The sequence below is a fragment of the Xanthomonas sp. NCPPB 3218 genome (genome assembly GCF_056725185.1).
Window position 1 is genome coordinate 1,116,161 of record NZ_CM161516.1, and the last position, 21,465, is coordinate 1,137,625.

At 64.6% G+C, this 21,465-nt stretch carries 18 protein-coding genes and 5 tRNA genes; 20 read left to right on the forward strand and 3 right to left on the reverse strand.

Going from position 1 to position 21,465, the window contains the following annotated elements; all coding sequences use genetic code 11:
• Positions 1–100: 100 nt before the first annotated feature.
• The 3 genes from AC1PLS_RS04805 to hemA are packed head-to-tail and all read right to left on the reverse strand — an operon-like array spanning position 101 to position 4,165.
• Positions 101–1,807, reverse strand: coding sequence for an O-linked N-acetylglucosamine transferase family protein (locus AC1PLS_RS04805; protein ID WP_184431998.1), 1,707 nt, complete (start codon positions 1,805–1,807; stop codon positions 101–103).
• Positions 1,804–2,889, reverse strand: a complete 1,086-nt coding sequence (gene prfA / locus AC1PLS_RS04810; RefSeq protein WP_046345802.1) for a peptide chain release factor 1 — start codon at positions 2,887–2,889, stop codon at positions 1,804–1,806. Before prfA ends, AC1PLS_RS04805 begins: the two co-directional genes overlap by 4 nt.
• Positions 2,867–4,165 carry a glutamyl-tRNA reductase gene (gene hemA, locus AC1PLS_RS04815; protein WP_046345803.1) on the reverse strand — a complete coding sequence of 433 codons (1,299 nt, stop codon included), beginning with the start codon at positions 4,163–4,165 and terminating at the stop codon, positions 2,867–2,869. Before hemA ends, prfA begins: the two co-directional genes overlap by 23 nt.
• A gap of 65 nt (positions 4,166–4,230) precedes the next feature.
• On the opposite strand from hemA, the gene AC1PLS_RS04820 reads away from it, so the two are divergent.
• From AC1PLS_RS04820 to rpoB, 20 genes are all read left to right on the forward strand, one after another.
• Positions 4,231–5,919, forward strand: a complete 1,689-nt coding sequence (locus AC1PLS_RS04820; protein WP_349781406.1) for a tetratricopeptide repeat protein — start codon at positions 4,231–4,233, stop codon at positions 5,917–5,919.
• Entirely contained in the window at positions 5,916–6,569 is a 654-nt protein-coding gene (gene lolB, locus AC1PLS_RS04825) for a lipoprotein insertase outer membrane protein LolB (RefSeq protein ID WP_104553648.1), read from the forward strand. Before AC1PLS_RS04820 ends, lolB begins: the two co-directional genes overlap by 4 nt.
• Positions 6,551–7,438 carry a 4-(cytidine 5'-diphospho)-2-C-methyl-D-erythritol kinase gene (ispE, locus tag AC1PLS_RS04830; protein WP_184431994.1) on the forward strand — a complete coding sequence of 296 codons (888 nt, stop codon included), beginning with the start codon at positions 6,551–6,553 and terminating at the stop codon, positions 7,436–7,438. The genes lolB and ispE overlap by 19 nt, the downstream gene beginning before the upstream one ends.
• A 3-nt stretch (positions 7,439–7,441) precedes the next feature.
• Positions 7,442–7,518, forward strand: a tRNA-Gln gene (locus AC1PLS_RS04835).
• Positions 7,519–7,704: 186 nt separating this feature from the next.
• Entirely contained in the window at positions 7,705–8,664 is a 960-nt protein-coding gene (locus tag AC1PLS_RS04840) for a ribose-phosphate diphosphokinase (protein ID WP_481104252.1), read from the forward strand.
• A gap of 110 nt (positions 8,665–8,774) precedes the next feature.
• Positions 8,775–9,410 (forward strand): 50S ribosomal protein L25/general stress protein Ctc, encoded by a 636-nt coding sequence (locus AC1PLS_RS04845; protein ID WP_016900688.1) that lies wholly within the window; start codon positions 8,775–8,777, stop codon positions 9,408–9,410.
• Positions 9,411–9,459: 49 nt separating this feature from the next.
• Positions 9,460–10,044: an aminoacyl-tRNA hydrolase gene (gene pth / locus AC1PLS_RS04850; protein WP_029219212.1), complete on the forward strand. Its 585-nt coding sequence runs from the start codon at positions 9,460–9,462 to the stop codon at positions 10,042–10,044.
• Between the two features lie 74 nt (positions 10,045–10,118).
• On the forward strand, positions 10,119–11,210 hold the full coding sequence (gene ychF / locus AC1PLS_RS04855; protein ID WP_054591844.1) for a redox-regulated ATPase YchF: 1,092 nt from the start codon (positions 10,119–10,121) through the stop codon (positions 11,208–11,210).
• A gap of 154 nt (positions 11,211–11,364) precedes the next feature.
• Positions 11,365–11,450: transfer RNA gene (locus tag AC1PLS_RS04860), tRNA-Tyr, on the forward strand.
• A gap of 29 nt (positions 11,451–11,479) precedes the next feature.
• Positions 11,480–11,553 (forward strand) — tRNA-Gly (locus AC1PLS_RS04865).
• Positions 11,554–11,586: 33 nt separating this feature from the next.
• Positions 11,587–11,662, forward strand: a tRNA-Thr gene (locus tag AC1PLS_RS04870).
• Positions 11,663–11,708: 46 nt separating this feature from the next.
• Positions 11,709–12,899, forward strand: coding sequence for an elongation factor Tu (tuf, locus tag AC1PLS_RS04875; protein ID WP_003486726.1), 1,191 nt, complete (start codon positions 11,709–11,711; stop codon positions 12,897–12,899).
• A gap of 106 nt (positions 12,900–13,005) precedes the next feature.
• Positions 13,006–13,081: transfer RNA gene (locus AC1PLS_RS04880), tRNA-Trp, on the forward strand.
• A gap of 49 nt (positions 13,082–13,130) precedes the next feature.
• Entirely contained in the window at positions 13,131–13,541 is a 411-nt protein-coding gene (gene secE / locus AC1PLS_RS04885) for a preprotein translocase subunit SecE (RefSeq protein WP_481104253.1), read from the forward strand.
• 13 nt (positions 13,542–13,554) lie between these two features.
• The gene (gene nusG, locus AC1PLS_RS04890; protein WP_047128216.1) at positions 13,555–14,112 is read left to right on the forward strand and encodes a transcription termination/antitermination protein NusG; all 558 of its coding nucleotides are present in this window, start codon (positions 13,555–13,557) and stop codon (positions 14,110–14,112) included.
• Positions 14,113–14,311: 199 nt separating this feature from the next.
• Positions 14,312–14,740 carry a 50S ribosomal protein L11 gene (gene rplK / locus AC1PLS_RS04895; protein ID WP_046345810.1) on the forward strand — a complete coding sequence of 143 codons (429 nt, stop codon included), beginning with the start codon at positions 14,312–14,314 and terminating at the stop codon, positions 14,738–14,740.
• Positions 14,741–14,743: 3 nt separating this feature from the next.
• Positions 14,744–15,442 carry a 50S ribosomal protein L1 gene (gene rplA, locus AC1PLS_RS04900; RefSeq protein ID WP_016900681.1) on the forward strand — a complete coding sequence of 233 codons (699 nt, stop codon included), beginning with the start codon at positions 14,744–14,746 and terminating at the stop codon, positions 15,440–15,442.
• A 549-nt stretch (positions 15,443–15,991) separates the two neighbouring features.
• Positions 15,992–16,525 carry a 50S ribosomal protein L10 gene (rplJ, locus tag AC1PLS_RS04905; protein ID WP_016900680.1) on the forward strand — a complete coding sequence of 178 codons (534 nt, stop codon included), beginning with the start codon at positions 15,992–15,994 and terminating at the stop codon, positions 16,523–16,525.
• Between the two features lie 54 nt (positions 16,526–16,579).
• Positions 16,580–16,945, forward strand: coding sequence for a 50S ribosomal protein L7/L12 (gene rplL / locus AC1PLS_RS04910; protein ID WP_008574194.1), 366 nt, complete (start codon positions 16,580–16,582; stop codon positions 16,943–16,945).
• Between the two features lie 294 nt (positions 16,946–17,239).
• Positions 17,240–21,391, forward strand: a complete 4,152-nt coding sequence (gene rpoB / locus AC1PLS_RS04915) for a DNA-directed RNA polymerase subunit beta (protein WP_024938570.1) — start codon at positions 17,240–17,242, stop codon at positions 21,389–21,391.
• Positions 21,392–21,465 lie beyond the last annotated feature (74 nt).

The following is a 21,465-nucleotide window of genomic DNA, read 5'->3' on the forward strand; positions in this document are numbered from 1 at the left end:
AACGGACGAGTCGCTCTCGAGCCCCTCTCCCCCGGGAGAGGGGTTGGGGTGATGGTGCAGCGGAGGGCAGCCATCTACTCTTGGAAAGGCAAGCAGCCCACTAGTTACCCAACCAACCATGTTGGCGCGCGAGTGCTTGCATCAGATCCGCGAACCCGTCGGCAAACCCATCCATATCGAACACGCCCGACTCGCGCCGACGCTCCGCCACCCGCGCACGCAGCGCACGCAATGCCGCTGGATCACCCGCCAACGCCACCGCTTTGGCAACGAACGCAGCGTCATCGGCCACATTCATCTCATCCAGGCCCAGATGATGATTCAGGCTGCCGGCCACGCGCGCGGCAAATGTCTCGCCGGGCGTGGTCAACACCGGGCAACCGGCCCATAAGGCATCCGATGCGGTGGTATGCGCGTTGTACGGATGCGTATCCAGGAACAGGTCCGCATGCCGGTAGCGCGCCAGATACTGCGCGTGCGGCAGCTTCGGCATGAACACCAGGCGCTGCGCAGCCACGCCTTGCGTCTGCGCCACCGCACGCAGGCGTGCATCGGCCTCGCCCGGTCCGGACAACAGCCACAGCACGCTGCCCGGCACCGCACGCAACACCGCCAGCATGCGCGCCATGCTGCGGGGATTGAGCTTGTAGCTGTTGTTGAAGCAGCACAGCACTACGCCATGCTCGGGCAAACCGCACTGCGCCCGCGACGGCGGCTCGGCGACCACGCGCGAGGTGTCCGACGGCTGAAACGCACCGTTCAGGCGCAGCACGCGCTCGCGGTAGAACGGCTCCAGCGACGGCGGCAGCGCAAACGCATCGCCCAGCACATAGTCCATCCACGGCGCGCCCGACGTGCCCGGATATGCCAGCCAGTTGAGCTGCAGCGGCGCCGGCCGCAGTGCGAACACTTCCGGGCGCCCGCCACCGCCCCAGCCGCGCAGGTCGAACAGCAAATCGATGCCCTGGTCGCGGATGTGCTGCGCGGTGGCCAGGTGCCCGAGCGCGGTGACATCGTGCAGCGTGGCGGCTTGCGCCAGGCGCGCGCGGATCTCGCTGCGGTCGTCATGGCTGGTGGCGAACAGATGCAGTTGTAGCGCCGGCTGCCGGCGCTTCAGCGCTTCGAACAGCGCGACCGTCAGCAAGCCGGTGGGGTGCGCACCAAACCCGTTGGAAACGAAGCCGAGCCGCAACCCGCCCTGGCTGCGCATGGCAGTCGGCGGTAACGGGCGCAACATCGCAGCGACTGCCTGGGCGCGCGTCCGTGCACATGCAAGCTGTTCGGCAGCGCTGGCGTCCTCGCTCAGGAAAGCGAACGGTTCCACCGCGGCAGCGCCCTGGGTCACGGCACTGCGCACCTGCGCAGCGAGCGCATCCAGCTCACGCCAGTCGCACAGGCGGCGTCGCCAGTTGAGCAGTTGCGCAGCGATATACGGCTCGTCGGGCAGCAGCTGATGCGCACGCGTATACGCGGCCGCGGCAGCTTCGGCCTGGCCTGCATCTTCCAATGCATGCCCCAGCCACAGCGCGATGCCCGGATGTTGCGGCACCAGGTCCGATGCCTGCTGCAACAACGCTGCCGCGTCGGCATGCCGTTGCTGTGTCCAGCGCACCCGGCCAAGCCGCGCCAACGCTTCCGGATGGCCCGGCTGCAGTGCAAGCGCGCGTTGTACCGCGGCCTCGCCTGCAACGACTGCGCCCATGCCGAGCTCGGCATCGGCCAGCATCAGCCAGGCGATGAAGTCGCCCGGCTGGCGTCGCACCGCCTCGCGCAGCTGCAGCAGCTCGCGCGGGACCTGCGCACTCACGGGCTGTCGCTCAACCGTGCCAGTTCGTCGGCCTGATGCTCGTGCAGCAGTCGTGCGATCAGTGCATCCAGATCGCCTTCGATGATGTTGGGCAGGTCGTACAGCGTCAGGCCTTCCACGCGGTGGTCGGTGATGCGGCCCTGCGGGAAGCTGTAAGTGCGGATGCGCTGGCTGCGGTCGCCGCTGCCGACCTGCAACTTGCGCGTCTGCGCTTCGGCGGCGGCCGCCTTGCTGCGTTCGGCTTCCACCAATTGCGCCTTCAGCCGCTTCATCGCCTTGTCGCGGTTGGCGTGCTGGCTGCGTTCGGTCTGGCATTCCACCACCACGCCACTGGGCACATGGGTGATGCGGATCGCCGACTCGGTCTTGTTGACGTGCTGGCCGCCGGCACCGGACGAGCGGAAGGTGTCCACCTTCAGGTCGGCCGGGTTGATCACGATCTCTTCCACATCGTCGGCTTCGGGAATGATCGCCACCGTCGCCGCCGAGGTGTGGATGCGGCCCTGCGACTCGGTCGCCGGCACGCGCTGCACACGATGGGTGCCGGATTCGAACTTCAGCCTCGAGTACGCGCCGCGTCCGACCACCCGTGCCACCACTTCCTTGTAGCCGCCGTGCTCGCCGGGGCTGTCGGATTCGATTTCCACCTTCCAGCCCTGGCGCTCGGCATAGCGCGCGTACATGCGGAACAGGTCGCCGGCAAAGATCGCCGCCTCGTCGCCGCCGGTGCCGGCGCGCACTTCCAGGAACAGGTTGCCGTCATCGCGCGGGTCGCGCGGCACCAGCAGCAAGGCCAGTTGCGCATCCAGTTCTTCCAGGCGCGCCTGTGCGGCGGCGATCTCCTCTTCGGCCAGCTCGCGCATCTCCGGATCGTTGCGCATCGCTTCGGCCGCGCTCAGGTCGGCCTTGGCGCGCGCTTCGTCTTCCAGGGCCACGGCCACCGGCTCCAGCTGCGACAGTTCGCGCGACAGCGCGCGGAACCTGTCGTTGTTGTTGACCACATCGGGGTCGGAGAGCAGGTGCTGCAGTTCTTCGCGGCGCTCGGCCAGCGCTTCGAGCTTACGGCGCAGGGTCGGCGTCATCGGTCCTCACGATCGGGGTGGCTACAGGGGGATGTCGATAACCCGGCTTTTCCGGGAACAGCCGGTCGGCCGCGCTGGTCAAGTCCAGGTCGTTGTTGAGCGCGGCATCGCGCAGCGCGGCGGTGGGCGGATGCAGCAGCCGGTTGGTCAGCGCATGCGCCAGTTGTTCCAGTACTTCGTCGGCCGGCTTGCCGTTGTGCAATTGCTGGCGCGCCTTGGCCAGCAGTTCGTCGCGGGTGCTGTCGCCGAACGCGCGCAAGCGTTTGAGCGGCGCCTGGCGCGCGTTGGCCTGCAAGGTTTCGACATAGCGTGCCACCTGCAGGTCGATGATGGCTTCGGCCTGGTCGGCGGCTTCACGGCGGCCGCGGCGGTTGTCTTCCACCGCACGTTCCAGGTCGTCCACCGTGTACAGGTAGGCGTCGCCGAGTTCGGCCACCGAGGCTTCGATGTCGCGCGGCACCGCCAGGTCGAACAGCAGCATCGGCTTGCGCTTGCGCGCGCGCAGTGCCTGTTCCACCTGCACCCGCGTCACGATCGGCTCGCGCGCGGCAGTGGCCGAGAACACCACGTCGGCTTCGGCCAGATGGCGGTCCAGATCGGTCAGCGGCAGCGCGTAACCGCCGTGCTGGCTGGCCAGCGTCTGCGCATGCGCAAGTGTGCGATTGGCGATCAACAAGCGGCGCACGCGGCCTTCGCTCAGATGCTTGGCCGCCAGCTCGATGGTTTCGCCCGCGCCGATCAGCAGCACGGTGGATTCGTTGAGCCGCGCGAAGGATTCCTGCGCCAGTCGCACCGCGGTGGAGGCCACCGACACCGGATTGGCACCTACGCGGGTATCGGTGCGCGCCCGCTTGGCGACCGAGAAGGTCTGTTGGAACAGGCGGTCCAGCCCGCTACCCAGCGCGCCATGTGCACGGGCCACTGCCCAGGCATCCTTCACCTGGCCCAGGATCTGCGGCTCGCCCAGCACCATCGAGTCCAGCCCGGTGGCGACGCGGAACAGGTGGCGCACCGCCGCTTCCTCCTGATGCTGATAGAGGTAACCACTCAAGCCCGGCGCATGGGTTTCCAGCCAGCTCACCAGGCTGTGCGGGTCGTCGGACATCGCATACAGCTCGGTGCGGTTGCAGGTGGACAGCAGCGCGGCCTCGCGTACCTGCGGCAACGCGCGCAGGGATTCGAGCGCGCGCGGCAACGCGTCACCTGCGAACGCCGCGCGTTCGCGCAGGTCCACAGGTGCGGTCTGGTGATTCAGTCCGAGCACCCACAACGTCATTGTTCAGTTGCTTGCGATAAGCTGGCGGCCATTCAGGGCCCCATTTTACGGCCCGGTTGCCCCAGATGCCTGTACCGATTCGCATCCTGTGTGTTCTTTTGCTGGTCGCAGTCTCCGCCAGCGCCACTGCAGCACCCAAGAAAGCACCGCCCGCGCCGCCGCCCGGTCGCGCCGGCGCCACCTCGCTGGAGCCGGTGCTCGCCGGCGAATTCGCCTTGCAGGCCGGGCAGTTGGACGATGCCGCCCGCGCCTACCTGGACGCCGCCAAGGCCGAGGCCGGCGACGCCGGGCTGGCCGAACGGGCCGCCCGCATCGCCATGCTGGCCAACGACGACCCGCGTGCGATCGAGGCCCTGGCGCTGTGGCGCTCCCGCGCACCCTCGTCGATGTCCATGCGCAGTACCGAAGCCTCGCTGGCCTTGCGCCGCAACGACCTGCGTACCGCCCGCCGTGATCTGCTCGGCCTGCTCAAGGAGCCAGACCCGCGCGGCTGGCGCTTCGCCCTGATCGCCCTGGCCAATGGCGGGCGCGAGCCGGAAGCCTCCGCCGACGTGCTCGAGGACCTGGTCAAGGCCGGCGCCATCCCCAATCAGATCGAAGCCTGGCAGGAATTCGGCCGGCTTGCCTTGCGCATGGAGCGCCCGGCGCTGGCCAAGCGCATCGTCGACGAAGTGGTGCGCCGCTTCCCCGAAGAGCCGCGCGTTGCCTTGTTGCACGCCACCCAGCTGCAGCAAGAAGGCAAGAACGACGAAGCGCTGGCACTGCTGAAGAATGTCGAGCCGCAGGCGGTCAAGGATTCCGAGCTGCGTGGCGCGCTGGCGTTTGCCTACGACGCCATGGGGCAGACCGAAGCCGCCGCACGGGTGTTGTCGACCGGGCCGCAGGACACCCAGACCTACGGGCTGCGTGCCTCCATGCTGGCCAAGGAAAAGGATCGCACCGCGCTCGAGGCGCTGTACGGCGAGCTCAAGAGCAATGCCGCCAAGCCCGACCCTGACCGCCGCCTGCTGCTCGGCAAGATCGCCGAATTCCTCAAGCGCTACGACGAGGCGGTGGAATGGTATCGCGGCGTGCCCGGCGGCCCGCAGCTGAGCGAGGCGCGCCTGCGCGCCGCCAGCGCCCTGTACGAACTGGGCCGCAAGCCCGAGGCGCTCGCCGAAGCGCGCGCATTGCAGAGCGATGCCACTGCCGACGACGACGCGCGTCGCGACGCCTACGTGCTCGAAGCCGAGCTGCACCAGCGCGCCGACGACGCAGCGGGCGAACTGGATGCCTTCGAGCGCGGCCTGGCCGCCTATCCGGATGACGGCGCGCTGCTGTATGCCCGCGGCCTGGCCTGGGAGCGCCGCGACGATGTCGCGCGTGCCGAGGCCGACCTGCGCAAGATCCTGGTGGCCGAACCGGAAAACGTGGCGGCGCTGAACGCGCTGGGCTACACCCTGGCCGACCGCACCACCCGCTACAAGGAAGCGCTGGCGCTGATCGACCGCGCCCGCACCGCAGACCCGGACAACCCGGCCATCGTCGACAGCTACGGCTGGGTGCTGTATCGCATGGGCCGCACCAAGGAAGCCCTGGTGCAACTGCGCCGTGCCTGGGCGCTGGTCAAGGACCCGGAAATCGCCGCGCACGTGGGCGAGGTGCTATGGGTCAGCGGCAAGCAGGAGGAGGCGCGGCGCTACTTCGATGAGGCGCGGCGTCTGGATCCGGACAACCGCGCGCTGCAACGCGCCGTGGAAAAATTCGGGCTATGAGCGGGACGATCCGAACACTGGCCCTGAGCGGGCTGGTGCTGGTCGGGCTGTCGGCCTGCGTCAGCGTGCCGCGCGGGCAGGGCGGTGGCGCCGCAGTGGTCGCGCAGGTTTCCGAGGGTGCGCGGCAGGCCGAAGCCGCACGCCAGGCCTGGCTGCAGGCGCATCCGACCTGGTCTTTCCAGGGCCGGGTGGCGATCAGCAAGGGCAGCAATGGTGGTAGCGGCCGCATCGACTGGCAGCAGGACGGTGCGCAGTATCGCGTGCAGCTCAGTGCGCCGGTAACCCGGCAGAGTTGGGTGCTCACTGGCGACACCGCCAGCGGCGCCGGACGCCTGGAAGGGCTGGACGGCGGCCCGCGCAGCGGTCCGGATGCCGAGCAGGTGCTGCTTGAAGCGACCGGCTGGACCATCCCGGTCAACCAGATGCCGGACTGGGTGCGCGCGCTGCGCATCGCCGACGCCGGTGCCGAACGCGCCGATCTGGATGCGGCCGGGCGACCGCGTACCGTGCAGCAGGATGGCTGGACCATCGACTTTCTCGCCTGGGCGCCGGCCGGCGCCGGGCAACCCGAGCTGCCGCAGCGCATCGAAGCCCGCAACGGCGAGGCCAAGGTGCGCCTGTTGGTCGATCAATGGACGGTATCGCCCTGATGTCCGCGCTGGAGACGGGCTGGTCGGCGTGGCCTGCGCCGGCCAAGCTCAACCTGTTCCTGCAGATTGTCGGGCGCCGCACCGATGGCTACCACCTGCTGCAGACCGTGTTCCGGCTGCTGGACTGGGGGGACACCATTCATCTTCGTGTGCGCAACGACGGGCTGATCCGGCGCATCGGCGACAGCCTGCCCGGTGTGGCGGAAGACGATGACCTGGTCATCCTGGCCGCGCGCCTGCTGCAATCCAGCGCGGGCACGCAGGCCGGCGCCGACATCCGGGTCGACAAGCGCATCCCTGCGGGCGGCGGCTTTGGCGGCGGATCGTCGGATGCCGCCACCGTGCTGGTCGCGCTGAATACCTTGTGGGGCCTGGGCTTGCCGGTCCAGACGCTGGCCGAGTTGGGGCTGCGGTTGGGCGCCGACGTGCCGGTGTTCGTGCGCGGTCAGAATGCCTGGGCCGAGGGTGTCGGCGAGCGACTGACCCCGATTGGTCTCCCGGCGGCGTCCTACGTGCTGGTCGATCCGGGAATTCACGTGCCCACCCCGGTCTTATTTCAATCACGGGAATTGACGCGGGATGCTGCGCCCGTGAAAATAGCGGACTTCGCTTCGGGTTCCCTGCTCGACAATGCGTTCGAGCCGGTCCTGCGGCGCCGTGAACCCGCCATCGAGGCAGTGTTCCAGGCGCTGTCCAGGATCGGGACGCCGCGTTTGACCGGGTCGGGGAGCGGGTGTTTCGTCGAATTCGCCACGCGCGCTGCTGCAGAGCAGGCCATGGCGCAGTTGCCGGACAACCTGAGGGCGTGGGTCGTGGAAGGTGCAGCGCACTCGCCACTGCTCGACGCGCTGGACGCGAGACAGGTTTGATGCAGGGGCGTCGCCAAGAGGCCCAAGGCACCAGGTTTTGATCCTGGCATTCGTAGGTTCGAATCCTACCGCCCCTGCCAGTTGTTGATGCAGGTCCCTCTGCAACAGTCGTACATGCAGGTCCCCTGCAACAGCCGTATATGCAGGTCCCTCTGCAACAGCCCGCACATCCATGTGCGGGGATTGAACAAGAAGCCCGGCATTTGGTCGGCTTTGTCCAGCTCCATCATCGCCCGCACGCTCTTTGCCGCCGCCCGAGAGATCCCATGCAAGACCAACGTAACCTGCTGGTGTTCTCCGGCAATGCCAACAAGCCGCTTGCCCTGAGCATCTGCAAGGAGCTCGGCGTCCGCATGGGCAAGGCGCTGGTCACGCGCTTCTCCGATGGCGAGGTGCAGGTCGAGATCGAAGAAAGCGTGCGCCGGCAGGAAGTGTTCGTGATCCAGCCGACCTGCGCGCCGAGCGCGGAAAACCTGATGGAGTTGCTGGTGCTGATCGACGCGCTCAAGCGCGCCAGCGCCGCGTCGGTGACTGCGGTCATCCCGTACTTCGGCTACTCGCGCCAGGACCGCCGCATGCGCTCCTCGCGCGTGCCGATCACCGCCAAGGTCGCCGCCAAGATGATCTGCGCAATGGAGGCCGACCGCGTGTTGACGGTCGATCTGCACGCCGACCAGATCCAGGGCTTCTTCGACGTGCCGGTCGATAATGTCTATGCCTCGCCGCTGCTGCTGGCCGACATCTGGCGCGCCTACGGCACCGACAACCTGATCGTGGTATCGCCGGACGTGGGCGGCGTGGTGCGCGCGCGCGCCGTCGCCAAGCGCCTGGACGATGCGGATCTGGCCATCATCGACAAGCGCCGTCCGCGCGCCAACGTTGCCACGGTGATGAACATCATCGGCGATGTGCAGGGCAAGACCTGCGTGCTGGTCGACGACCTGGTCGACACCGCCGGTACCCTGTGCGCCGCCGCCGCAGCGCTGAAGCAGCGCGGCGCGCTCAAGGTGGTGGCCTACATCACCCACCCGGTGCTGTCCGGCCCGGCAGTGGACAACATCAACAATTCGCAGCTCGACGAGCTGGTGGTCACCGACACGATTCCGCTGAACGAAGCTGCGCGCAGCTGCGCCAAGATTCGTCAGCTGAGCGTGGCCGAACTGCTGGCCGAGACCATTCGCCGTATCGCCTTCGGCGAGTCGGTGAGTTCGCTCTACGTCGACTGATCCCGCATTCGGCGCCCGGAGTTCCGGGTGCCGGTACCACGTCTCGCCTGGTCGCGGGTGAGACGCTTCATCGCCGCGAGGCGGTATTCCAATCTAGGTAGTGAAACAACATGGCAAAGACTCACGAAATCAAGGTCGAGCGCCGCGCGAACGAGGGGAAGGGTGCGAGCCGCCGCCTACGTCACGCTGGCGTCATTCCGGCCATCGTTTACGGTGGCGAACTCGAGCCGGTCAGCATCCAGCTCAACCACGAGCAGATCTGGCTTGCCCAGCAGAACGAGTGGTTCTACTCGTCGATCCTCGACCTGAACCTCAATGGCGACGTGCAGCAGGTGCTGCTGCGTGACATGCAGCGCCATCCGTTCAAGCAGCTGATCATCCACATCGACTTCCAGCGCGTCAGCGCCAACGAGAAGCTCAGCGCCGCCGTGCCGCTGCACTTCATCAACGAAGCGGCCTCGCCGGCCGGTAAGTCCAGCGAAGTGGTCGTGACCCATGAACTCAACGAAGTTCAGGTGGTCTGCCTGCCGAAGGATCTGCCGGAGTTCATCGAAGTGGACCTCGGTGCCCTGGAAGTGGGCAATGTGATCCACTTGTCCGAGATCAAGCTGCCGGCCGGTGTGGAAATTCCGGAGCTGAAGCTGGGCAAGGAGCACGACGTGGCGGTGGTTGCTGCCAAGCACGTGCGGATCGAGGAAGAAGACGCTGCCGGTGAAGAAGGCAGCGAAGGCGCCGAGACCAAGTAAGCCGTCGGCCGATTCCTCGCACTGCGCGGGATCGGCTGCGGTCACTGGCATGTCTGCACTCCGCCTGATTGTCGGACTCGGGAATCCCGGTCCGGAACACGCGCAAACCCGGCACAACGCCGGGTTTCGTTTCGTCGATGCCCTCGTCGAACGCCATGGCGTGCGCTGGGGGCTGGACGCCAAGTTGTTCGGCGAGACCGCCAAGGTCGAGATCGCCGGGCAATCGGTCTGGCTGCTCAAGCCGGCCACCTTCATGAATCTCAGCGGCAAATCGATCGCCGCCGCGTTGCGGTTCTGGAAGATCGAGCCGGAGCAATTGCTCGTTGCACACGACGAACTGGATCTTGCGCCGGGCATCGCGCGGCTCAAGTTCGATGGCGGTCACGGCGGCCAGAATGGCCTGCGCGACACCATTCGCCTGCTGGGGCACGGTAAATTCCATCGCTTGCGGATCGGCATCGGCCATCCCGGCCACAAGGACCGCGTGGTGCCTTGGGTGCTGGGACGGGCAGGGCGCGACGACGACGCGGCAATCGGCGCTGCGGTGGACGCGGCCATCGATATCCTGCCGCTGGCACTGCAAGGTAATTTCAACGAGGCGATGAAGCGCCTGCATACCAGCAGGGATGCGTGATTGGGGATTGGGGATTTGCAGCCGTGCGGCATGGCGAATCTCCAATCCCGAATCCCAAATCCCGGATGTGACCCATGGGTATCAAATGCGGCATCGTCGGCCTGCCCAACGTCGGCAAGTCGACCCTGTTCAATGCGCTGACCAAGGCGGGCATCGCTGCGGCCAATTTTCCGTTCTGCACCATCGAGCCGAACGTCGGCATCGTGCCGGTGCCGGACCCGCGCCTCAATCAACTTGCTGAGATCGTCAAGCCGCAGAAACTGATTCCAACCGCGGTCGAGTTCGTCGATATCGCCGGCCTGGTGGCGGGTGCGGCAAGCGGCGAAGGGCTGGGTAACAAGTTCCTGGCGCATATCCGCGAAGTCGATGCGATCACCCACGTGGTGCGCTGCTTTGAAAACGACGACGTCATCCATGTGAACAACAAGGTCGACCCGATCAGCGATATCGAAACCATCGATACCGAACTGGCATTGGCCGATCTGGACAGCGTGGAAAAGGCGCTCAACCGTGCCGAGCGCAGCGCCAAGGGTGGCGACAAGGATGCTGCGGCGCGCAAGCCGGTGCTGGCCAAGTTGCAGGCCGCGCTGTCCGATGGCAAGGCGGGGCGTGCAGCCGGCCTGGATGACGATGAAAAGGCGCTGGTGCGCGATCTGTTCCTGTTGACGCTCAAGCCGGTGATGTACATCGCCAACGTGCTAGAGGACGGTTTCGAGAACAATCCGCACCTGGACGCGGTGCGTCGGCATGCGTTGGCCGAAGGTGCGGAAGTGGTGCCGGTCTCGGCAGCGATCGAGGAAGAGCTGTCGCAGCTCGACGACGAGGACCGCGACACCTTCCTGGCCGACCTGGGTCTGGACGAGCCGGGTCTGAATCGCGTCATCCGTGCCGCCTACAAGCTGCTTGGCCTGCAGACCTACTTCACCGCCGGCGTCAAGGAAGTGCGTGCGTGGACGGTCAGGGCTGGCTCGACCGCGCCGCAGGCAGCAGCGGTGATCCATACCGATTTCGAAAAGGGCTTCATCCGCGCCGAGACGATCGGCTTCGACGACTTCATCAAGCACCGCGGCGAAGCCGGTGCGCGCGATGCGGGGCGCCTGCGTCTGGAAGGCAAGGAATACCGCGTGCAGGAAGGCGATGTGCTGCACTTCCGCTTCAACGTCTGACCGGTTGCGCGCGACCCCGGTGGTCGCGCGTCTTCGGCACTGACGATCTGCTCAAAATTTTTGTTGACACCGCATGCATCCCACAACAAAATAACGGGCTGCTTCACCCCGAACCGAATTCGCCTCATCGCGCACCGGTCCGGTAGTAAAAGCTGGAGGGATACCCAAGCGGTCAACGGGGGCAGACTGTAAATCTGCTGGCTTACGCCTTCGGTGGTTCGAATCCACCTCCCTCCACCAGTTTCATGTTGTGGCATGCAGTTCCCGGCGCGGGAGTAGTTCAACGGTAGAACCTCAGCCTTCCAAGCTGATGGTGCGGGTTCGATTCCCGTCTCCCGCTCCATTGAACGCAAATGCATGGCATAATACAAAACTCGCTCACGTAGCTCAGTCGGTAGAGCACCTCCTTGGTAAGGAGGAGGTCGAAGGTTCGATTCCTTTCGTGAGCACCACTACTCAATCGTCTTCAACTCCAAACGATTACCGAGACACGCACCCATGGCAAAAGCTAAATTTGAGCGCACCAAGCCGCACGTGAACGTCGGCACCATCGGTCACGTTGACCATGGCAAGACCACGTTGACAGCCGCGCTGACCAAGATCGGTGCTGAGCGTTTCGGTGGCGAGTTCAAGGCGTACGACGCGATCGACGCGGCGCCGGAAGAGAAGGCGCGCGGCATCACGATTTCGACCGCCCACGTCGAATACGAGTCCCCGACCCGTCACTACGCGCACGTCGATTGCCCCGGCCACGCCGACTACGTCAAGAACATGATCACCGGTGCGGCGCAGATGGACGGCGCGATCCTGGTGTGTTCGGCTGCTGACGGCCCGATGCCGCAGACCCGCGAGCACATCCTGCTCTCGCGTCAGGTCGGCGTGCCGCACATCGTGGTGTTCCTGAACAAGGCCGACATGGTCGACGACGCCGAGCTGCTCGAGCTGGTCGAGATGGAAGTGCGCGAGCTGCTCAGCAAGTACGACTTCCCGGGCGATGACACCCCGATCATCCACGGTTCGGCACGTCTGGCGCTGGACGGCGATCAGAGCGACATCGGCGTGCCGGCGATCCTGAAGCTGGTCGAGGCGCTGGATTCGTTCATTCCGGAGCCGACCCGCGACGTCGACCGTCCGTTCCTGATGCCGGTCGAAGACGTGTTCTCGATCTCCGGCCGCGGCACCGTGGTGACCGGTCGTATCGAGCGCGGCATCATCAAGGTCGGCGACGAAATCGAAATCGTCGGCATCCGCGACACCCAGAAGACCACCGTCACCGGCGTGGAAATGTTCCGCAAGCTGCTGGACCAGGGCCAGGCAGGCGACAACGCCGGTCTGCTGCTGCGCGGCACCAAGCGTGACGACGTCGAGCGTGGCCAGGTGCTGTGCAAGCCGGGTTCGATCAAGCCACACACCGAGTTCGAAGCCGAAGTCTACGTGCTGTCCAAGGATGAGGGTGGTCGTCATACCCCGTTCTTCAAGGGCTACCGTCCGCAGTTCTACTTCCGCACCACCGACATCACTGGCGCCTGCCAGCTGCCGGAAGGCGTGGAGATGGTGATGCCGGGCGACAACGTGAAGATGGTCGTGACCCTGATCAACCCGGTCGCGATGGACGAAGGTCTGCGCTTCGCCATCCGTGAAGGCGGTCGCACCGTCGGCGCCGGCGTGGTTGCCAAGATCATCAAGTAAGTGCCTGCATCCAGTCGCCTCGCGGCGGCTGGTGCCAAACGAATGGCGGGCCGGCTGAACCGCGGTCCGCCTTCGTTGTCTTAGGGTTTGCGGTAAACGAGTACATACGCCAGTAGCTCAATTGGCAGAGCAGCGGTCTCCAAAACCGCAGGTTGGGGGTTCGAGTCCCTCCTGGCGTGCCACTCCTCTTTCCGGCCCAGCGATTCGGGTCAGATCGGTAACTAGAGCCGGATGAATAGCAAAATCGAGCCTTCCAAAAGCGCGTCTGCTGCCAGCGCTGATATCGTGAAATACGTCATCTCCGCGCTCCTGGTGATCGCGGGGTTGTTTGTGTGGTTCTGGTTTTCTGCGCCCGAGCGCGCCACCCAGTTTGGTGCCTGGACGCCGCAGTTGCGTGCGCTGGCAGTGATCGTGGGGCTGGTGGCCGGCGCATTCGTGTTTTTGGGAACCGGCAAGGGCCGGGAAACCCGTGAATTCATGTCCGAATCCAGGTTCGAGTTGCGCAAGGTGGTCTGGCCGACGCGTCAGGAAGCCATCCGCACCACCTGGGTAGTGGTTGTCGTTGTGATCATTCTGAGTTTGCTGTTGGGCGGCTTCGACTTTGTCATCCAGAAGCTCACGCAGTGGTTCCTGGCTCGTTGAGGAGAATCAAGCAGTGAAGCGTTGGTATGTCGTTCACGCCTATTCAGGCTTCGAAAAATCCGTTGCGCAGGCATTGCGTGACCGTATCGCCCGTGCCGAGATGGAAGACCGTTTTGGCGACGTCTTGGTGCCGACCGAAGAGGTCATCGAAATGCGTGCCGGCCAGAAGCGTCGGTCCGAGCGCAAGTTCTTCCCCGGCTACGTGCTGGTGCAGATCGAGACCCACGAAGAGGCCGGTATCCCGCGCATCGACAATGAAAGCTGGCACTTGGTGAAGGAAACTTCCAAGGTGATGGGGTTCATTGGCGGCACTGCCGACCGTCCGCTGCCGATTCGCGACGAAGAGGCCGATGCGATCCTGCAGCGTGTGCAGGACGGCGTCGAGAAGCCGCGTCCGAAGGTGCTGTTCGAGCCGGGTCAGATGGTGCGCGTCACCGACGGTCCGTTCAACGACTTCAATGGCGTTGTGGAAGAGGTCAATTACGAGAAGAGCAGGCTGCGGGTTGCCGTGCTCATCTTCGGTCGCTCCACGCCGGTCGAGCTCGAGTTCGGTCAGGTCGAGAAGGGCTGACGCCGGCCGGGCGCCGTCTAGGCGCCCGACTTGAATGCTGCTATAGTGCGCGGCTCGCTGACCTGGCGAACCGCCGGGAACCAATGGCTGCCGCATGGCAGCCATCTGCGTGTGGTCAGAAACGTGAAGCCGGGACACGTGATTTCCCGGTCCGATGGGGAGCCTGCAGTCAAGGCGCTAGCACCCGGAGAGTATCGAAATGGCAAAGAAGATAACTGCTTACATCAAGTTGCAGGTCAAGGCCGGTCAGGCCAATCCTGCGCCGCCGGTCGGCCCTGCCCTGGGTCAGCGCGGTCTGAACATCATGGAATTCTGCAAGGCGTTCAACGCAGCGACGTCCAAGCTGGAGCCGGGTCTGCCGACGCCGGTGGTCATCACCGCGTACTCCGACCGTACCTTCACCTTCATCACCAAGAGCACCCCGGCCAGCGTGCTGCTCAAGAAGGCTGCAGGCGTGAGCTCCGGCTCCAAGCGCCCCAACACCGACAAGGTGGGCAAGGTGACGCGCAAGCAGCTGGAAGAGATCGCCAAGGTCAAGGAAGCCGATCTGACGGCAGCAGAGCTGGAAGCGGCAGTGCGCACGATTGCGGGTTCTGCCCGCAGCATGGGTTTGACGGTGGAGGGCTAAGACATGGCACAGAGCAAGCGCGTTAAGGCCATTGCGGCCGCTGTCGTTCCGGGCAAGACCTATGCCTTCGAAGACGCAATCAAGATCCTGAAGACCGTGACCAAGGCCAAGTTCGTCGAGTCGATCGACGTTGCCGTGCGCCTGGGCGTGGACGCCAAGAAGTCCGACCAGCAGGTGCGCGGTTCCACCGTGCTGCCGGCCGGTACCGGCAAGAGCGTGCGCGTTGCGGTGTTCGCACCGGCCGGTGCCAAGGCTGACGAAGCCCTGGCCGCTGGTGCTGAGGCGGTGGGCATGGACGACCTGGCCGAGAAGATGCAGGCCGGCGATCTGAGCTACGACGTGGTCATCGCCACCCCGGACGCGATGCGCGTCGTCGGTAAGCTCGGCACCCTGCTGGGCCCGCGCGGCCTGATGCCCAACCCGAAGGTCGGCACCGTGTCGGCCAACCCGGGCGAAGCGGTCAAGAATGCCAAGTCGGGTCAGGTGCGTTACCGCACCGACAAGGCCGGCATCATCCACTGCACCATCGGCAAGGCCAGCTTCGATGACGAAGCGCTGAAGTCGAACCTGCAGGCGTTGTTGCTGGACCTGATCAAGGCCAAGCCGGCCACCTCGAAGGGGACCTACCTGCAGAAGGTGTCGGTCAGCTCGACGATGGGCCCTGGCGTGACGGTCGACCAGTCCAGCCTCGCGCTGAAGTGAGTTGAGGGGTCGGGCCTGTCATGGGCCTGACCCGTCTGTGTAGTACAGCATCGTTTTTCCGGCCCGGGTTACCGTGTGCTGGGAGTCCGTTCCCTCCTTTGGGGTAACGGACATTTTGAAGGCGATCGCCGGCATGTCCGGCGGTAGCCGTCAAAGACCGCAGGCGCGGTCAGCGCAGATCGACGACGGGCATGGATGCTCGCTTTGGCAAGGAGTCGCCGTCGATGCAGCGGGATCGCTTAATCAGGTTCGCAAGAGCCGGCCGGCGTAGATGGTGTCGCCCTTCTGGAGCTTTCTGGTTTACGCGCGTCTGGGACATCCCGGATCGAGCCCACTCCAGGTCTAGAACGGCCACCAAAGGAACATCGGTCGATGTTCCCGGCTTCCAGGAAGGAGGCTGCCCTGGACCGCAACCGGCAGGAGCCGCGAGCGGAGTAGTTTGAAGCTGGGATTGGAGATTCGGCATTGGGGATTGACAGAAGCGGCTTCATCAGCTCTGGCGAATCCCGAATCGCTAATCCCGAATCCCGGCTTTAACGGAGGAGTGCAATGGCTCTCAATCTGTCTCAGAAGCAAGAAGTAGTCGCCGAGCTGGCAGACATCGCCGCCAAGGCTCACTCCTTGATCGCCGCCGAATACGCTGGCATCACGGTCTCCCAGATGACCGCGATGCGCAAGCAGGCCCGCGAAACCGGCGTGTTCTTGAAAGTTGTCAAGAACACCCTGGCTGCGCGCGCCGTTGAAGGTACTGATTTCGCTGTCGTCGCTGACAAGCTGGTCGGTCCTTTGCTGTATGCGTTTTCGATGGAGGAGCCCGGCGCTGCCGGTCGCCTGATCAAGGAATTCGCCAAGGGCAACGACAAGTTGCAGGCCAAGGTCGTGTCCATCGGCGGGGAACTGTTCCCGGCTGGCCACGTCGACGTGTTGGCTTCGCTGCCGACCCGCGATCAGGCCCTGGCCATGCTGGCCCGCGTGCTGTCCGAACCGGCTGCCATGTTTGCCCGTGCCGTCAAGGCCGTGGGCGACAAGCAGGGTGGTGGCGACGAAGCCGCCGCGCCGGTCGCCGAGACTGCCGAAGCTTGATGTCCTAGCGTTCGCTAGAACCCCAATCCAGAAAATCATTTAAAGGTAATCACAATGTCCCTTACCAACGAACAGATCGTCGACGCCATCGCCGAGAAGTCCCTGATGGAAGTGATGGAGCTGGTCAAGGCCATCGAAGAAAAGTTCGGCGTCTCCGCCGCCGCTCCGGTCGCTGCTGCTGCAGCTGGCCCGGCTGCCGTGGTCGAAGAGCAGACCGAGTTCAACGTGGTGCTGACCAACTGCGGCGCCAACAAGGTCGGCGTCATCAAGGCCGTCCGCGCCGTGACCGGCCTGGGTCTGAAGGAAGCCAAGGATCTGACCGAAGCCGGTGGCATGCTGAAGGAAGGCGCGTCGAAGGACGAAGCCGAGAAGATCAAGAAGGAACTGACCGAAGCTGGCGCGACTGTCGAAATCAAGTAAGCAGTCCCTTGCATCGCCAGCGTTTCACGGTGATGCACTGAAGGCTGGGAGCGTAAAGCTCCCGGCCTTTGGCCGTTGATGGAAAGCCGGGATTTGAGAGGCGGAATTCGGGATTCGAAGGCAATCTTCGCGCATCCCCAATCATGCGATTCCCAATCCCCGCTTCACCGAGTTGGTAGTTGGAAGTAGCGGGAGAAGGCGTGCTGGTGCCGGCAATACCAGCGACTTCCAACTGACAATTTTGTTATTTCAGGGCCGCCGCGACGCGGCCCCCGCAGCCTAGGGTGAAGACTCATGACGTCTTATTCGTTCACCGAAAAAAAGCGTATCCGCAAGGACTTCGGCAAGCAGCGCTCGATTCTCGAAGTGCCGTTCCTGCTTGCCATCCAGGTCGATTCCTACCGCGAATTCCTGCAGGAAGACGTGGAGCCGAACAAGCGTAAGGACCTCGGTCTGCACGCGGCATTGAAGTCGGTGTTCCCGATTTCCAGCTACAGCGGCAATGCCGCGCTGGAATACGTGGGCTATAAGTTGGGTCAGCCGGTGTTTGACGAGCGTGAATGCCGTCAGCGTGGCATGAGCTATGGCGCGCCGCTGCGCGTGACCGTGCGCCTGGTGATCTACGACCGCGAGTCGTCGACCAAGGCCATCAAGTACGTGAAGGAGCAGGAGGTCTATCTGGGCGAAATCCCGCTGATGACCGACAACGGTACCTTCATCGTCAACGGCACCGAGCGCGTCATCGTCTCGCAGCTGCACCGCTCGCCGGGTGTGTTCTTCGACCACGACCGTGGCAAGACCCACAGCTCGGGCAAGCTGCTGTACAGCGCCCGCATCATTCCGTACCGCGGTTCCTGGCTGGACTTCGAGTTCGACCCGAAGGACGCGCTGTTCACCCGTATCGACCGTCGCCGCAAGCTGCCGGTGTCGATCCTGCTGCGCGCGCTCGGCTACAGCAACGAAGAGATGCTGGCCGAGTTCTTCGAGATCAATACGTTCCACATCAATCCGGACGAAGGCGTGCAGCTCGAGCTGGTGCCGGAGCGTCTGCGTGGCGAAACGCTGAACTTCGACCTGGCCGATGGCGACAAGGTCATCGTGGAAGCGGGTAAGCGCATCACCGCCCGTCACGTCAAGCAGCTCGAAGCCGCCGGCGTCGCCGCGCTGGCCGTGCCGGACGACTATCTGCTCACCCGCATCCTGTCGCATGACGTGGTCGATGGCTCCACCGGCGAACTGCTGGCCAATGCCAACGACGAGATCACCGAAGACCAGCTGGCAGCGTTCCGCAAGGCCGGCGTCGATGCGGTCGGCACCCTGTGGGTGAACGATCTGGACCGCGGTCCGTACCTGTCCAACACCCTGCGGATCGATCCGACCAAGACCCAGCTCGAAGCGCTGGTCGAGATCTATCGCATGATGCGTCCGGGCGAGCCGCCGACCAAGGAAGCCGCACAGAACCTGTTCCACAACCTGTTCTTCACCTTCGAGCGCTACGACCTGTCCACGGTCGGCCGCATGAAGTTCAACCGTCGCGTCGGCCGCAAGGACGTGCTGGGCGAGTCGGTGCTGTACGACAAGAAGTACTTTGCCGAGCGCAACGACGAAGAATCCAAGCGTCTGGTCGCCGAGCACACCGACACCTCCGACATCCTGGAAGTGATCAAGGTGCTTACCGAGATCCGCAACGGTCGCGGCGTGGTCGATGACATCGATCACCTGGGCAACCGTCGCGTGCGTTCGGTCGGCGAAATGGCCGAGAACGTGTTCCGCGTGGGCCTGGTCCGCGTCGAGCGCGCGGTCAAGGAGCGCCTGTCGATGGCCGAGTCCGAGGGCCTGACCCCGCAGGAACTGATCAACGCCAAGCCGGTGGCTGCCGCGATCAAGGAATTCTTCGGTTCCTCGCAGCTGTCGCAGTTCATGGATCAGAACAACCCGCTGTCGGAAGTCACGCACAAGCGTCGCGTCTCCGCGCTGGGCCCGGGCGGCCTGACCCGCGAGCGCGCCGGCTTCGAAGTGCGCGACGTGCATCCGACCCATTACGGCCGCGTCTGCACCATCGAAACCCCGGAAGGCCCGAACATCGGCCTGATCAACTCGCTGGCCGTGTTCGCCCGCACCAACCAGTACGGCTTCCTCGAGACGCCGTACCGCAAGGTGCTGGACGGCAAGGTCTCCGACGACGTCGAGTACCTGTCGGCGATCGAGGAAAACGAGTACGTGATCGCCCAGGCGAACGCGCTGACCGACGCCAAGAACATGCTCACCGAGCAGTTCGTGCCGTGCCGGTTCCAGGGCGAGTCGCTGCTCAAGCCGCCGGCCGAAGTGCACTTCATGGACGTCTCGCCGATGCAGACCGTGTCGGTCGCCGCGGCGCTGGTGCCGTTCCTGGAGCACGACGACGCCAACCGCGCACTGATGGGCGCCAACATGCAGCGCCAGGCCGTGCCGACGCTGCGTTCGCAGAAGCCGTTGGTCGGTACCGGTATCGAGCGTGCGGTTGCGCGCGACTCGGGTGTGACCGTCAATGCCTTGCGTGGTGGCGTGATCGAGCAGATCGACGCGGCCCGCATCGTGGTCAAGGTCAACGAGGCAGAAATCGGCGGCGGCACCGATGCCGGCGTGGATATCTACAACCTGATCAAGTACACCCGCTCCAACCAGAACACCTGCATCAACCAGCGTCCGCTGGTGAACGTGGGTGACGTGATCGCACGCGGCGACGTGCTGGCCGACGGCCCGTCCACCGACATCGGTGAGCTGGCGCTGGGTCAGAACATGCTGATCGCGTTCATGCCGTGGAACGGCTACAACTTCGAAGACTCCATCCTGCTCTCCGAGCGCGTGGTGGAAGAAGATCGTTACACCACGATCCACATCGAAGAACTGACCTGCGTTGCGCGCGACACCAAGCTGGGGCCGGAGGAAATTTCCGCCGACATCCCGAACGTGTCCGAGCAGGCCCTGAACCGTCTGGACGAGAGCGGCGTGGTGTACATCGGTGCGGAAGTGCGCGCTGGCGACATCATGGTCGGCAAGGTCACGCCGAAGGGCGAGAGCCAGCTGACGCCGGAAGAAAAGCTGCTGCGTGCGATCTTCGGTGAGAAGGCGTCCGACGTGAAGGACAGCTCGCTGCGCGTGCCCCCGGGCATGGACGGCACCGTCATCGACGTGCAGGTCTTCACCCGCGACGGCATCGAGAAGGACAAGCGTGCGCGTCAGATCGAAGAGTCCGAAATCAAGCGCGTCAAGAAGGACTTCGACGACCAGTTCCGCATCCTGGAAGCGGCCATCTACGCACGTCTGCGCTCGCAGATCGTGGGCAAGGTCGCTAACGGTGGTCCGAACCTGAAGAAGGGCGACAACGTCACCGACGCGTATCTGGACGGGCTGAAGAAGTCCGACTGGTTCCAGCTGCGCATGAAGGACGAAGACGCTGCCGATGCCATCGAGCGTGCGCAGAAGCAGATCCAGGCGCACGAAAAGGAATTCGAGGCACGCTTCGCCGACAAGCGCGGCAAGATCACCCAGGGCGACGACCTCGCACCGGGCGTGCTGAAGATGGTCAAGGTGTTCCTGGCAGTGAAGCGCCGCATCCAGCCGGGCGACAAGATGGCAGGCCGCCACGGCAACAAGGGTGTGGTCTCCAACGTCGTGCCGGTCGAGGACATGCCGTACATGGCCACCGGCGAGCCGGTCGACATCGTGCTGAACCCGCTCGGCGTGCCGTCGCGTATGAACATCGGCCAGATTCTGGAAGTGCATCTGGGCTGGGCCGCCAAGGGCCTGGGTCGCAAGATCCAGCGCATGCTGGAAGCCCAGGCGGCGGTCAGCGAGCTGCGCAAGTTCCTGGACGACATCTACAACCACGACAGCGCGATCAATGCACAGCGCGTGGATCTGTCGCAGTTCAGCGATGAGGAATTGCTCAACCTGGGCAAGAACCTGGTCGATGGCGTGCCGATGGCCACCCCGGTGTTCGACGGTGCCAGCGAAGCGGAGATCAAGCGCATGCTGGAACTGGCCGAACTGCCGCAGAGCGGTCAGACCCAGTTGTACGACGGTCGTACCGGTGAAGCGTTCGATCGCAAGACCACGGTCGGCTACATGCACTACCTGAAGTTGAACCACCTGGTCGACGACAAGATGCATGCACGCTCGACCGGTCCGTACTCGCTCGTCACCCAGCAGCCGCTGGGCGGCAAGGCGCAGTTCGGTGGTCAGCGCTTCGGTGAGATGGAAGTCTGGGCGCTGGAAGCCTACGGCGCGGCCTACACCCTGCAGGAAATGCTGACGGTGAAGTCCGACGACGTGCAGGGCCGCAACCAGATGTACAAGAACATCGTCGATGGTGAGCACGAGATGGTCGCGGGCATGCCGGAATCCTTCAACGTGTTGGTGAAGGAAATCCGCTCGCTGGCGATCAACATGGAACTGGAAGAGTGATCGAGCTGGATCCTGGCGCCGCGATGCGGCGCCGGGATCCGGAACGTAAGGCCCTCGGTTTCATCTCAGCTACG

Excerpts from the sequence above, each read along its gene's own strand:
- prfA (WP_046345802.1), bottom strand. The coding sequence starts at position 2,889 with ATGACGCCGACCCTGCGCCGTAAGCTCGAAGCGCTGGCCGAGCGCCGC.
- hemA (WP_046345803.1), bottom strand. The coding sequence starts at position 4,165 with ATGACGTTGTGGGTGCTCGGACTGAATCACCAGACCGCACCTGTGGAC.
- AC1PLS_RS04820 (WP_349781406.1), top strand. The coding sequence starts at position 4,231 with ATGCCTGTACCGATTCGCATCCTGTGTGTTCTTTTGCTGGTCGCAGTC.
- lolB (WP_104553648.1), top strand. The coding sequence starts at position 5,916 with ATGAGCGGGACGATCCGAACACTGGCCCTGAGCGGGCTGGTGCTGGTC.
- ispE (WP_184431994.1), top strand. The coding sequence starts at position 6,551 with ATGGACGGTATCGCCCTGATGTCCGCGCTGGAGACGGGCTGGTCGGCG.
- AC1PLS_RS04840 (WP_481104252.1), top strand. The coding sequence starts at position 7,705 with ATGCAAGACCAACGTAACCTGCTGGTGTTCTCCGGCAATGCCAACAAG.
- AC1PLS_RS04845 (WP_016900688.1), top strand. The coding sequence starts at position 8,775 with ATGGCAAAGACTCACGAAATCAAGGTCGAGCGCCGCGCGAACGAGGGG.
- pth (WP_029219212.1), top strand. The coding sequence starts at position 9,460 with ATGTCTGCACTCCGCCTGATTGTCGGACTCGGGAATCCCGGTCCGGAA.
- ychF (WP_054591844.1), top strand. The coding sequence starts at position 10,119 with ATGGGTATCAAATGCGGCATCGTCGGCCTGCCCAACGTCGGCAAGTCG.
- tuf (WP_003486726.1), top strand. The coding sequence starts at position 11,709 with ATGGCAAAAGCTAAATTTGAGCGCACCAAGCCGCACGTGAACGTCGGC.
- secE (WP_481104253.1), top strand. The coding sequence starts at position 13,131 with ATGAATAGCAAAATCGAGCCTTCCAAAAGCGCGTCTGCTGCCAGCGCT.
- rplK (WP_046345810.1), top strand. The coding sequence starts at position 14,312 with ATGGCAAAGAAGATAACTGCTTACATCAAGTTGCAGGTCAAGGCCGGT.
- rplA (WP_016900681.1), top strand. The coding sequence starts at position 14,744 with ATGGCACAGAGCAAGCGCGTTAAGGCCATTGCGGCCGCTGTCGTTCCG.
- rplJ (WP_016900680.1), top strand. The coding sequence starts at position 15,992 with ATGGCTCTCAATCTGTCTCAGAAGCAAGAAGTAGTCGCCGAGCTGGCA.
- rplL (WP_008574194.1), top strand. The coding sequence starts at position 16,580 with ATGTCCCTTACCAACGAACAGATCGTCGACGCCATCGCCGAGAAGTCC.
- rpoB (WP_024938570.1), top strand. The coding sequence starts at position 17,240 with ATGACGTCTTATTCGTTCACCGAAAAAAAGCGTATCCGCAAGGACTTC.